The 12,703-nt window shown below is 63.6% G+C and carries 11 protein-coding genes; 6 read left to right on the forward strand and 5 right to left on the reverse strand.

Annotated elements, in window-relative coordinates; all coding sequences use genetic code 11:
* Positions 1 to 69: 69 nt before the first annotated feature.
* From AC0L2Z_RS05245 to puuE, 4 genes are read right to left on the reverse strand one after another with little or no spacing between them, the layout of a single operon-like run.
* On the reverse strand, positions 70 to 663 hold the full coding sequence (locus tag AC0L2Z_RS05245; protein WP_473626951.1) for a nucleoside deaminase: 594 nt from the start codon (positions 661 to 663) through the stop codon (positions 70 to 72).
* Positions 663 to 1,166: an ureidoglycolate lyase gene (locus tag AC0L2Z_RS05250; protein ID WP_027151451.1), complete on the reverse strand. Its 504-nt coding sequence runs from the start codon at positions 1,164 to 1,166 to the stop codon at positions 663 to 665. The genes AC0L2Z_RS05245 and AC0L2Z_RS05250 overlap by 1 nt, the downstream gene beginning before the upstream one ends.
* The gene (locus AC0L2Z_RS05255) at positions 1,163 to 2,026 is read right to left on the reverse strand and encodes a bifunctional allantoicase/(S)-ureidoglycine aminohydrolase (RefSeq protein WP_473626953.1); all 864 of its coding nucleotides are present in this window, start codon (positions 2,024 to 2,026) and stop codon (positions 1,163 to 1,165) included. Before AC0L2Z_RS05255 ends, AC0L2Z_RS05250 begins: the two co-directional genes overlap by 4 nt.
* A 29-nt stretch (positions 2,027 to 2,055) precedes the next feature.
* Positions 2,056 to 3,489, reverse strand: coding sequence for an allantoinase PuuE (gene puuE, locus AC0L2Z_RS05260; RefSeq protein ID WP_128172888.1), 1,434 nt, complete (start codon positions 3,487 to 3,489; stop codon positions 2,056 to 2,058).
* 175 nt (positions 3,490 to 3,664) lie between these two features.
* On the opposite strand from puuE, the gene uraH reads away from it, so the two are divergent.
* The 4 genes from uraH to xdhC all read left to right on the forward strand — a co-directional run bounded on the left by uraH (position 3,665) and on the right by xdhC (position 8,941).
* The gene (gene uraH / locus AC0L2Z_RS05265; RefSeq protein ID WP_128172889.1) at positions 3,665 to 4,039 is read left to right on the forward strand and encodes a hydroxyisourate hydrolase; all 375 of its coding nucleotides are present in this window, start codon (positions 3,665 to 3,667) and stop codon (positions 4,037 to 4,039) included.
* Positions 4,040 to 4,042: 3 nt separating this feature from the next.
* Complete coding sequence (gene xdhA / locus AC0L2Z_RS05270) at positions 4,043 to 5,524, forward strand: xanthine dehydrogenase small subunit (protein WP_473626956.1); 1,482 nt, start codon at positions 4,043 to 4,045, stop codon at positions 5,522 to 5,524.
* A complete protein-coding gene (gene xdhB, locus AC0L2Z_RS05275; RefSeq protein ID WP_473626957.1) occupies positions 5,524 to 7,872 on the forward strand; it encodes a xanthine dehydrogenase molybdopterin binding subunit in 2,349 nt (782 codons plus the stop codon). The genes xdhA and xdhB overlap by 1 nt, the downstream gene beginning before the upstream one ends.
* A 73-nt stretch (positions 7,873 to 7,945) precedes the next feature.
* Positions 7,946 to 8,941 carry a xanthine dehydrogenase accessory protein XdhC gene (xdhC, locus tag AC0L2Z_RS05280; protein ID WP_473626959.1) on the forward strand — a complete coding sequence of 332 codons (996 nt, stop codon included), beginning with the start codon at positions 7,946 to 7,948 and terminating at the stop codon, positions 8,939 to 8,941.
* A 21-nt stretch (positions 8,942 to 8,962) separates the two neighbouring features.
* Here the strand turns inward: xdhC and AC0L2Z_RS05285 are convergent, their stop codons facing one another.
* Positions 8,963 to 9,883, reverse strand: a complete 921-nt coding sequence (locus AC0L2Z_RS05285) for a LysR family transcriptional regulator (RefSeq protein WP_023796825.1) — start codon at positions 9,881 to 9,883, stop codon at positions 8,963 to 8,965.
* A 243-nt stretch (positions 9,884 to 10,126) separates the two neighbouring features.
* Between AC0L2Z_RS05285 and AC0L2Z_RS05290 the strand changes: the two genes are divergently transcribed.
* A complete protein-coding gene (locus tag AC0L2Z_RS05290) occupies positions 10,127 to 11,344 on the forward strand; it encodes a urate hydroxylase PuuD (protein WP_128168396.1) in 1,218 nt (405 codons plus the stop codon).
* A gap of 2 nt (positions 11,345 to 11,346) precedes the next feature.
* Positions 11,347 to 12,660: a guanine deaminase gene (gene guaD, locus AC0L2Z_RS05295; protein ID WP_473626961.1), complete on the forward strand. Its 1,314-nt coding sequence runs from the start codon at positions 11,347 to 11,349 to the stop codon at positions 12,658 to 12,660.
* Positions 12,661 to 12,703 lie beyond the last annotated feature (43 nt).

A 12,703-nucleotide genomic window follows, 5' to 3' on the forward strand; every position in this document is an offset into this window, starting at 1 on the left:
ACCGCCAAATGATGGAGCCCGTGGGACGTCGTCGTGGGCCAGCCAACGAATTCGATTGGTCAATCCGCGTCAACTCAACGGAATGTCGTTTTCGTCCTTGCTCGCCTGGTAAGCGCTGGACAGTTCGTCGTAGCGCGCCGAGATCTTGCCGATCCGTGCTTCCAGCCGCTTGCGCTCGGCCCCGGGCAGCGACCGCACCAGTCTTCGGATCGAAAAGCTCTTCCAATAGGCGTTCTCGGCATTGTAGCCGCCAGGGTCGAGGGTGAAGACCTCCTTCAGGATCTTCAGGTCGTGTGGGATGGCGAAGCTGTCGCGCGAATCCTCGTGCGAAAACAGATAGTAGAAATTGTCGAAGCCGGTCCAGGTGATCGCCGACAGGCAGAGCGAGCAGGGTTCGTGCGTGGCGAGGAAGATCGCGTCCTTGGTGTCGACGCGCTCGGCCTTCGGCATTTCGTAGAACCGCTTCAGGCAGTGCACCTCGCCATGCCAGAGCGGATTTTCCGCCTCGTTGTTGGTTTCGGCGAGCACCAGCGAGCGGTCATCCTTTCTCAAGATCGCCGCGCCGAACAGCTTGTTGCCATGGGCGACGCCTTCGGCCGTCTTCGGCACGATGTCATGCTCGATGACGTCGAGCAGGCGGTCGATCAGCGAAGTATCGGCCATTATTGGCTCCTGTCCGGCAGATCGATCTCGTAACCGTGCGAGAAATGGCACTCTTCGAGGTTGGAGCCGTCGCCACCGCGGTCGACGACGAGAAAATCCTGGGCCTCACCGATCGGCGTCAGCACGCCGTGCCACCGATTGCGTGGGTAATTGACGCCTTGCCCGGGCGCGGTGATGAATGCGTGCGGCTCTCCTGGGCCTTCGTCGCTGTCATGGCAGACGACGACCAGGAACGGCCGTGGCGACAGCGGGATGAAAGCCTGGCTGCCGAACGGGTGACGCTCGACCATGGTGAGCTTCAGCGGAAAATCGTAAGGCGTGCCGCGCACCATAGAGATCAGCACGCGCGCATTCGGTCCCTGCGCCTCGGCGGTGGCGAGGTCGTGGTAGCGTTCCGCCTTGCCGCCATTGATCGGGTAGTGATTGTCGCCGCCCATATCGATGACGTCGCCGAATTCAGCGAAGTTCTCGCGGGTCAGCGGGCGCGCCACAATGCGGCTCATGGCGCGCGCCTCGCGACGCCGGCGCCGCCAAGCTTGGCATGCCGGTTGACGTCCTTGTAGAGCAGATATCGGAACTGGCTCGGACCGCCGGCATAGCAGGCCTGCGGGCAGAAGGCGCGCAGCCACATATAGTCGCCGGCCTCGACCTCGACCCAGTCCTGGTTAAGGCGGTAGACCGCCTTGCCCTCCAGCACATAGAGGCCGTGCTCCATGACATGGGTCTCGGCGAAGGGGATGACCGCGCCCGGCTCGAGTGTAACCAGGGTGATGTGCATGTCGTGGCGCATGTCTTCGGGATCGACGAAACGCGTTGTCGCCCATCTGCCTTCGGTGCCGGGCATGGGCGTGGGCGCGATGTCCTGTTCGTTTGCAAAAAGGGCTTGCGGCGTATCGATGCCCTCCACGGATTCGTAGGCTTTTCGGATCCAGTGGAAACGAACGGGTGCGCCGCCCTCGTTGCGAACGGTCCATCCGCTGGCCGGCGGCAGGAAAGCAAAGCCGCCCGGCTGCAGGACATGTTTCTCGCCAGCCAGCAAAACGGTCAGCTCGCCCTCGACCACGAACAGGGCGCCCTCGGCGCCGGCATCCGGTTCCGGCCGGTCGCTGCCGCCGCCGGGCGCGACCTCGACGATGTATTGCGAAAACGTCTCGGCAAAACCCGACAGCGGGCGCGACAGCACCCAGACGCGGGTCTCGTCCCAGAACGGCAGGGCGCTGGTGACGATGTCCTGCATCACCCCCCGTGGAATGACGGCATAGGCCTCGGTGAAGACGGCCCGGCCGGTCAGCAGCTCACTCTGGCCGGAGTGGCCGCCCTGCGGCGCGTAATAGGTTCGGTCGGCCATTTTCATCGTATCCATCAGTTCAGAGCCTGTTGCGGAAGCCAGGCCTATTGCGGAAGCATGTCCTTGAGGCGGAGCAGTGCGATACGCTCGACCTGTTTGCAGGCGGTTTCGAATTCAACGCCGCGGCTGTTGCCGATGCGCGCCTCGAACTCCGCCAGGATTTCTTCCTTGGTCTTGCCTTTCACCGCGATGATGAAGGGGAAGCCGAAACTGGTGACGTAGGCGGCATTGAGCTTGGAGAACAGCTCGCGCTCTTTATCGGTCAGCGCCTCGAGCCCGGCGGAAGCCTGTTCCCTGGCCGATTCCGTTGTCAGCCGCTTGGCCTGAGCCAGTTTTCCGGCAAGGTCGGGGTGGGCGTTGAGCACGGAGAGCCGCTCGGTCTCGCTGGCGCCGCGAAAGACACGGCACAGCGCATTGTGCAGACCGCCGGCACTGTCATGCGCCGGACCGAGCTCCAGCTCATAGGCGCGCTCGGCGATCCACGGCGAATGCTCGAATACGCCGCCGAATGCCTGGACGAAAGCCTCGAATTCCATCTTCGACGGGCGCAGCGTCGGTGGCCGGAACGGATGGTTCTCTTGCCAGTGCCTTGCAATGTCGATGCGTCGCGCCAGCCAGACCCTGTCGTGCGATTTGACGTAGTTGACGAAGCGCTTCAGCGCCGCGACCCGGCCCGGCCTGCCGACGAGGCGGCAGTGGAGGCCGATATTCATCATGCGCGGCCGCCCTGCCTTGCCCTCGGCATAGAGCGTGTCGAAACTATCCCTGAGATAGGCGAAGAACTGGTCGCCCGAGTTGAAGCCCTGCGGCGTGGCGAAACGCATGTCGTTGGCGTCGAGCGTATAGGGGATGATGAGCTGCGGCTTTGCCGACCCGTCCGGCCCACCATGCTCGAACCAGTACGGCAGCTCGTCGTCATAGGTGTCCGACACATAGTCGAAGCCGCCCTCTTCCGCCGCCAGCCGCACGGTGTTGATCGACGTGCGGCCGGTGTACCAGCCGGTCGGCCGTGCCCCGGTCACCTCGTAGTGCAGCCGGATTGCCTCGTCCATGTCGCGGCGCTCGTCCTCCGGCGCATGGTCGCGGTAGTCGATCCATCTCAGCCCGTGCGAGGCGATCTCCCAGCCGGCCTCCTGCATCGCCACGACCTGGTCGGGCGAACGCGCCAGTGCTGTGGCGACGCCGTAGCAGGTGATCGGCACCTCAGCCTCGGTGAACAGGCGCAGCAATCGCCAGAAACCGGCGCGGGCGCCATATTCGTAGATCGATTCCATGTTCCGGTGGCGCTGCCCGGGCCAGGGTGCAGCGCCGACGATCTCGGACAGGAAGGCTTCCGAAGCCTTGTCGCCGTGCAGGACGCAATTTTCGCCGCCTTCCTCGTAATTGACGACGAACTGCACCGCGACATGCGCCCTGCCGGGCCATTTCGGATCCGGCGGATTGGCGCCGTAGCCGCGCATGTCTCGTTCGTAACGCATTGTCGCTCCTGCCGGATAGTGTGATCAGGATAGTCGAAAGGATTGCTTGCGCATTCCCCCGAAAATTTTTGAAAGTGTTTTTGCAGCACTTCACTCGACCGGGACTTATGCATCGCCTTTAATTGGCGCACAATTCGTCAAGCACGTTTTGAGTGTACCGGAATGGGAGCAGCCAGTGGCGGAAACGTCGAAAGCCGAAGGCGGACGTCTGACGACCCATGTCCTCGACACCGCGACCGGCCGGCCGGCGGCCGGCCTGTCGATCGAGCTTTACCGCATCAACGACGACATGCGGACGCATCTGAAGACAGCGATCACCAATGCCGACGGCCGCTGTGACGCGCCGCTGCTTGCCGACGCGGAATTCAGCACCGGCGAATACGAGCTGGTCTTCGCCGCCGGCGACTATCTGCGCCGGCAGGGGCTGAGACTGCCGGAACCGGCCTTCCTCGACAGCGTGCCGATCCGCTTCGGCATGGCCGAGCCGATGCACTATCATGTGCCGCTGCTCATATCGCCCTACGGCTATTCGACCTATCGCGGGAGTTGAGGCATGGCCACGCTCAACATACGCAGCGAGATACGCTTCATTCTCAATGGCGAGCAAATTGCGCTGACCACGGTCGCGCCCGACGAGACCTTGCTCGACTGGCTGCGGCTCGAGCGCTCGCTGCGCGGCACCAAGGAAGGCTGCGCCGAGGGCGACTGCGGCGCTTGCACCGTGCTGGTCGGAAGACTGTCAGGCGGCCGGCTGGTCTATGAAAGCGTCAATGCCTGCATCCGCTTCCTTGGCTCGCTCGATCGCACGCATGTGGTAACCGTCGAGCATCTGCGCGGCGACGGCGAAAAACTGCATCCGGTGCAGCAGGCGATGGTCGATTTCCACGGCTCGCAATGCGGCTTCTGCACGCCGGGCTTCGTCATGTCGCTTTATGCCCTGTGGATGCGGTCACCGGAGCCGTCGGATGCAGCCATCGAAAAGGCGCTTCAGGGCAATCTCTGCCGCTGCACCGGCTACGAGGCGATCATGCGGGCGGCACGTGCCATCTCCAGCTACGGCAAGGCGGCAAAGGATCCGCTGGCAGCGGAGCGCGAGGCGATCACGAGCAAGCTCGAAGCGATGAAAGACGGTTCGCGCATCGAGATCGGCGCCGGCAAGCAGCGCCTGGTCGTCCCGGCCGATGCCGACGACCTCGCCGCCGTGCTCGACAAGGAGCCGGGCGCCACCATCGTTGCCGGTTCGACCGATGTCGGCCTGTGGGTGACCAAGCACATGCGCGAGATTGCGCCGGCGATCTTCATCGGCAATCTCGACGGGCTGTGCCGGATTTCCGAAGACAAGGGCATCATCTCGATCGGCTCTGGTGTCACCTACACCGAGGCTTTCTCAATGCTGGCGAAACGCATCCCGGCGCTGGGCCCGCTGTTCGATCGCATCGGCGGCGACCAGGTGCGCAACATGGGCACGATCGGCGGCAACATCGCCAATGGCTCGCCGATCGGCGACACGCCGCCGCCGCTGATCGCACTCGGCGCGCGGCTGACGCTGCGCCGCGGCAACAAGCGGCGGACGATCTCGCTTGAAGACTTCTTCATCGCCTATGGCAAGCAGGACCGACAGCCGGGCGAATTCGTCGAGGCCGTGCATGTCCCAGTGCCGGGCAGGGATACCAAATTCGCCGTCTACAAGATCACCAAGCGCCGTGACGAGGACATCACCGCCGCACTTGGCGCATTCCTGCTGGCCCTGGCCAAGGACGGCACGGTGGCGGAGGTGCGCATCGCCTATGGCGGCATGGCGGCAACGCCGAAGCGGGCTTTCGGCGTGGAAAAGGCGCTGCTCGGCAGGCCCTGGACGGAACCGATGGTCGAGACCGCCATGGCCGAGTACGCCAAAGACTTTACCCCGCTGACCGACATGCGGGCGAGCGCCGAATACCGGGCGCTGGCGGCGCGCAACCTGCTGTTGCGGTTCTTGGCCGAGACCAGCGGCACCAAAGCACCGATCCAGATATCGCGCCACGAGGCGGCGTGATGACCAAGCACGCTCCAAACCTCAAGTCGCAGAAAATCGCTGGTGGCGTTGCCACCGACCAGCGTCATGATTCCGCGCACAAGCATGTCCGCGGCACGGCCGTCTATATCGATGACATGCCGGAATCATCCGGCATGCTGCATGGCTGCCTCGGGCTTTCGACGGCCACGCATGCCACCATCAGCAGCATGGACCTGGCGGCGGTGCGCGCAGCACCCGGCGTCGTCGACGTGCTGACGGCGAGCGACGTGCCGGGCGAAAACGACATTTCGCCGACCGGCCGCCACGACGAACCGGTGCTGGCCGACGGCAAGGTGCAGTTCTTCGGCCAACCGATCTTTTGCGTCATCGCCGAAACCCGCGAGCAGGCGCGCCGCGCCACAAGGCAGGCCAAGGTCGAATACAAGGAATTGCCTTTCGTCACCGACATCGGCGTCCTCGATCCCAGGAAGGACAAGCTGGTCACGCCGCCGCTGACCCTGAGGCGCGGCGATGCCGCGGCTGCGATCAGGGCGGCGCCGCGCCGGCTGAAAGGAAAAATGCGCATCGGCGGCCAGGACCATTTTTATCTCGAAGGCCAGATCGCCATGGCCATTCCCGGCGAGGATCAGGACGTCACGATTTATTCGTCGACCCAGCATCCGAGCGAAATCCAGCACATGGTCAGCCATGCGCTCGGCGTGCCGAGCCATGCCGTCACGGTCGAGATCCGCCGCATGGGCGGCGGCTTTGGCGGCAAGGAAACGCAAGGCAACCAGTTTGCCGCGCTCGCGGCGATTGCTGCGAAAAAACACCATCGCGCGGTGAAAATCCGGCCCGACCGTGACGACGACATGATCGCCACCGGCAAGCGCCATGACTTCCTCGTCGATTACGAGGTCGGCTTCGACGACGAGGGCAATATCCTCGGCGTCGATTTCATGTTTGCGGCGCGCTGCGGCTTCTCGGCGGACCTGTCGGGCCCGGTCACCGATCGCGCGCTGTTCCACTGCGACAACACCTATTTCTGGCCGGCGGTTCATGCGCAATCGGCGCCGCTCTACACCAACACCGTGTCGAACACCGCCTTCCGCGGCTTCGGCGGGCCGCAAGGCATGGTCGGCGCCGAGCGTGTCATCGAAGAGGTCGCCTTTGCCGTTGGCAAGGACCCGCTCGAGATTCGCAAGAAGAATTTTTATGGCACCAGCGACCGCAACGTCACGCCCTATCACCAGACGGTCGAGGACAACATCATCCACCGCATCGTCGCCGAGCTGAATGCGAGTTGCGACTATGCGAGGCGTCGCCGCACCATTGAAGCTTTCAACGCCAACAGCCGCTTCATCAAGCGTGGATTGGCGCTGACGCCGGTCAAGTTCGGCATCTCGTTTACCGCGACGCACTACAATCAGGCCGGCGCGCTGGTGCATGTGTACACCGACGGTTCGGTGCATCTGAACCATGGCGGCACCGAGATGGGGCAAGGTCTCTACGTCAAGGTGGCGCAGGTGGTGGCGGAAGAATTCCAGATCGACCTCAACCAGGTAAAGATCACCGCGACCACGACCGGGAAGGTCCCGAACACCTCGGCGACGGCCGCATCGTCCGGTTCCGACCTCAACGGTATGGCGGCGCAGAACGCGGCCCGGCAGATCAAGGAGCGGTTGACCAACTTCGCAGCCGAAAAATACCAGGTGCCGCGCGACCAGGTGCTGTTCCTGCCCAACCGGGTGCGCATTGGCAACCAGGAGATCGCCTTCGCCGATCTCATCAGGCAGGCCTATATGGCGCGCATCCAGCTTTCGGCGGCGGGCTTCTACAAGACGCCGAGAATCCATTGGGATCGCGACAAGGGCGAGGGTCGTCCCTTCTACTATTTCGCCTATGGCGCCGCGTGCTCGGAAGTCTCGGTCGACACGCTGACCGGCGAATATGTCGTCGAGCGCACCGACATCCTGCACGAGACCGGACGCTCGCTGAACCGCGCCATCGACCTTGGCCAGGTCGAAGGCGGCTTCATCCAGGGCATGGGATGGCTGACGACGGAGGAGCTTTGGTGGGACGAAAACGGCCGGCTGCGCACCCATGCGCCGTCGACCTACAAGATTCCGCTCGCCTCGGACCGACCGAAGATCTTCAATGTGACGCTGGCCGATTGGCCGGAAGCGAGCGAGCCGACGGTGCACCGCTCCAAGGCGGTCGGCGAGCCGCCGCTGCCGCTCGGCATCTCGGTGCTGCATGCGCTGTCGGATGCGGTGGCAAGCGTTGCCGACCACCGGATCTGCCCGCGCCTCGACCCACCGGCGACGCCGGAGCGGGTGCTGATGGCGATCGAACGGCTGAAGAGGGAAGCCAAGGCTGGTGCTTGAAGTCGGTCCCGGGGTTGAAGGCGTGCAATCCGGGCCGAAAAACCCTATGTTTCCCGATAGGGAAAGCAAAAACATGACCTCGAAAGTGCAAACCCTGAAAGCATTTCTTGGCGGCGCCGGCCGTGTCGCGCTGGTCGAGGTGGCCGGGACCAAAGGCTCGACGCCCCGCGAGAAGGGCGCCTTCATGCTCGTCTCGGGCGCGGCGATTTTTGGCACGATCGGCGGCGGCCAGCTCGAATTCATCGCGATCGATAAGGCACGGCAGCTGCTTTTCTCCCCCCTTGAGGGGGAGATGGCCGCGGAGCGGCCAGAGGGGGTCGGTAGAGGAAGCACGCGACCTAAGAAAATGTCGAGCACTGGCGCGGCGACCCCACCCGACGGCTTCGCCGCCACCCTCCCCTCAAGGGGGAGGGATGTCCGCGCTACCCTCGATGTCCCGCTCGGGCCCGAGATCGGGCAGTGCTGCGGCGGCAGGGTCGAGGTGCTGATCCGGCTGGTCGACACGGCGTTGGCGCAAGAGCTGGTCGCGGCGGCGGACGCCGAGCAGGCGCAGCTGCCGCATGTCTACATCTTCGGCGGCGGCCATGTTGGCCAGGCGCTAGCCTCGGCGGTGGCCTTGCTGCCGGTCCGTGTCGTCGTTGTCGAGACGCGGGCCGAGGCGCTGGAGGGCATGCCGGACACGGTCGAAACCAGCCTGACGCCAATGCCCGAGGCGATGGTGCGCAAGGCTTCGGCTGGCGCCGCATTCGTCGTCCTCACTCACGACCACGCACTGGATTTCCTGATCGTCGCCGAGGCACTGAAACGCCGGGATGCCGCCTATGTCGGCATGATCGGCTCGAAGACCAAGAAGGCGACATTCAGGAACTGGTTCCTGAAGGCGGCGGACGGCAGCGAGGCGCAATTTGCCGGCCTCGTCTCGCCGATCGGCGGCGATGCGGTCAAGGACAAGCGTCCGCAAGTCATTGCGGCCTTGGCGGCGGCCGAGATCATGACGGCACTGGCCGCCCATGCTGGCGCGCGAGCCGCGCCGCACCCCGTCTCTCGTGGCAAGGCAATGGCCGGCTGACGGCCAGAATTCGAGCAACGCTCATTTGCCGGCCAGAATTTCCTTGATCAGCCGTTGGCAGCGCTCGGCCATGAAATCGAGCAGCAGCCGCACCTTCGGGTCCTGCAGCTTCTTGTGCGGGTAGACGGCGGCGAACTGCACCGGCGTCGGTGGAGTGTCGGGCAGGATCACCTTCAGACGGCGGTCGCGGATGAACGGCTCGACCTCGAAGCGCGGCTTGTTGATGATGCCGCGGCCCGACAGCGCCCAGCCGGTCAGCACGTCGCCATCGTCGGTGTCATAGGGTCCGTGCACCTCGAATTTCCGCGGACCGTCGGCCGTCTGCAGCGTCCACACATATTCGCGCGCGCCGGCGTAGCGCAGCATCAGGCAGTCGTGTTTGCTGGCGATCAGTTCCTGCGGCTCGGTCGGTTCGCCGCGCGTCTCCAGATATTTCGGCGCCGCCACCAGCACCCGCTCGCACTCCATGATGCCGCGCATTCTCAGGCTGGAATCCTCGATGATACCCAGTCTGAACGCGACGTCGATGCCTTCCTTCATGATGTCGACATTGTGGTCCGAAAGCCTCAGCCGAACCTCGATGTCAGGATATTTGTCGTGGAAATCGGGGATTCCCGACGCCACCAGCCGCCGGCCGAGGCCAAGCGGCGCTGTCACCTTGATGGTGCCACGCGGCTGGCCGGACAAAGCGCTGACAGCGGCTTCCGCCTCGGTGACCGCCTCAAGCACCTGCTTGGCGCCGGAGTAGAACACCGTGCCGTGCTCGGTCGGCATCAATTGCCGCGTCGTGCGATTGAACAGCCTGACACCGAGATGTTTTTCGAGCTCCTTGATGCGGTTGGAGGCGACCGCTGGCGAAATGCGCATGTCGCGCCCCGCCGCCGACAGATTGCCGAGCTCGACGACGCGAACGAAGACGGAGATGTTGTCGAGATAGGCCATGCGGCTTTGGGGCTCTCATGCGGCTGCGCAGGGATAACCCTAGTGCATGACCCCGAAAAATCGGAATCGATTTTCGGAAAGGATCATGCACCAGATAAAAGTTCTACAGCGTCCTTTGCGCGTCCAAGGGACGCGCGGCGCTGTAGTATTTTCCATTTTTTTTTGAAAGTCATCGTGCCGCTCGGCCCTTTCCGTTTGCGCTCCAGTCCGTAAAGTCACCCAATCGGCAGGGACGACTTTTCAATGATCGATTTTGCGATTTTCTGGGACTGGCTGAGTTTCGCCGTGCGCTGGCTGCATGTCGTCACCAGCATAGCCTGGATCGGCTCGTCCTTCTATTTCGTCGCGCTCGATCTCGGCTTGCGCCAGCGTCCGGGCATGCCTGTCGGCGCCTTCGGCGAAGAATGGCAGGTGCATGGCGGCGGCTTCTACCACATCCAGAAATATCTCGTGGCGCCGACCGAAATGCCTGAGCACCTGACCTGGTTCAAATGGGAATCCTACGCTACCTGGCTGTCGGGCTTTGCCATGCTGTGCGTCGTCTACTATGCCGGCGCGGACCTCTTCCTGATCGATCCCAACGTGCTTGCCATGTCGGTGCCTACAGGCATCTTGCTGTCGCTGGCGACGATCGGCGTCGGCTGGGTGGTCTACGATCTCTTATGCCGTTCGCCGCTTGGCAGGAGCGACACCGGCCTGATGCTGGTGCTCTATGGCGTGCTGGTGTTCATCGCCTGGGGTCTTACCCATCTGTTCACCGGCCGCGCCGCTTTCCTGCATCTTGGCGCCATCACCGCGACGATCATGTCGGCCAATGTCTTCATGGTCATCATTCCGAACCAGAAGATCGTCGTCGCCGATCTGATCGCCGGCAGGAAGCCAGATCCGAAATACGGCAAGATCGCCAAGCAGCGCTCGCTGCACAACAATTACCTGACGCTGCCCGTTCTCTTCCTGATGCTGTCGAACCACTACCCGCTGGCGTTTGCTACCCAGTTCAACTGGGTGATCGCCTCGTTGGTTTTCATCATCGGCGTGCTGATCCGGCACTATTTCAACACCATGCATGCGCGCAAGGGCAACCCGACCTGGATCTGGCTGGCTGCCGCCGTCCTGTTCGTCGTCATCATCTGGCTGTCAACCGCGCCGAAAGTGCTGACCGGCGAAGTCAAGGCGTCCTCGACGGCACAGGTCTATATCGCCTCGGCGCATTTTCCCGCAGTGCGCGATACGGTGCTTGGCCGTTGCTCGATGTGCCATGCGCAGGAGCCGTCCTACGAGGGCATCTATCACGCGCCGAAAGGTGTGATGCTCGACACGGACGCCGGTATCGCCGGGCAGGCCCGCGAGATCTACCTGCAGGCCGGCCGCAGCCACGCGATGCCGCCCGCCAACGTCACCCATATCACCGACAAGGAGCGGACGCTGCTGGTGGCATGGTTCGAGGAGGCGGGGAAATAAGCATGACCAGCACCCTCCTGCGCGGCCGCACGCTGTCCTTCCTGCGCTGGCCTGAGACCGTCGACGACCATTCCGCCTGGCGCTACGAGGACGACGGCGGCCTGCTGCTTCGCAACGGCAGGATCGTTGCCGCGGGCGCCTATGCCGACGTCGAGAAAAAGGCTGATGAAGGCGCAAAAAAGATCGACCACCGTCCGCATGTGCTGCTGCCTGGTTTCATCGACCCGCATGCGCATTTTCCGCAGATGCAGGTCATCGCCTCCTACGGCGCCGAACTGCTCGACTGGCTGAATACTTACACCTTTCCCGAGGAAACCAAATTCCAGAACGCCCAGCATGGCCGCCGCATCGCCAGGCTGTTCCTCGACGAGATGCTGCGCCACGGCACGACGACCGTCGCCGCCTATTGCTCGGTGCACAAGGAATCGGCCGAGGCGTTCTTCGCCGAGTCGCATCACCGCAACATGCTCAACATCGCCGGCAAGGTGATGATGGATCGCAACGCACCGGAGGGCGTGCTCGACACGCCGCAATCGGCCTATGACGACAGCAAGGCGCTGATTAAGGAGTGGCATGGCAAGGGGCGCCAGCACTATGCCATCACGCCGCGCTTCGCCATCACCTCCTCGCCCGAACAGTTGGAAATGGCGGGCGCGCTCTGCCGCGAATATCCTGATCTGCACATGCAGACGCATCTGTCGGAAAACCACGCCGAGATCGCCTTTACACTGCAACTCTATCCGCAGGCACGCGACTATACCGATGTTTACGAGCGCTATGGGCTGCTCGGGCGCAAAAGCCTGTTCGGCCACTGCATCCATCTTTCGGAACGCGAGGCGGATGCGCTTTCGGACACGGGCTCGGTCGCCGTGTTCTGTCCGACCTCGAACCTGTTCCTCGGCTCGGGCCTGTTCGATTATCAGCGTTACCGCCGCCGCGAAAAACCACTCCGCATCGCCACCGCCACCGATATCGGCGGCGGCACCAATTACTCGATGCTGCGCACCATGGATGAGGGCTACAAGGTGATCGCGCTGAACGGCGAGAAGCTCAATCCGTTCCAGTCGTTCTGGCAACTCACCCGCGGCAATGCCGAGGCGCTGTCGATCGTGGAAAGGATCGGCACGCTCGACCAAGGCAGCGATGCCGACATCGTCGTCCTCGATGCCCGCGCCACGCCGGCCATGCGGCTGCGGATGGAGACGGCGGACACGCTGGCGGAGGAGCTGTTTCTGCTGCAGACGCTGGGCGACGACCGTGCCGTGCGCGAGGTCTACGTCGCCGGGCGGGCGATGAAGACCGATATGGCGGTTTAGCTATCCCACACGCCCCGCTTGACCCAGCGGCAGCCATCGGTCA

The sequence above is a fragment of the Mesorhizobium sp. WSM4850 genome, from assembly GCF_055811735.1.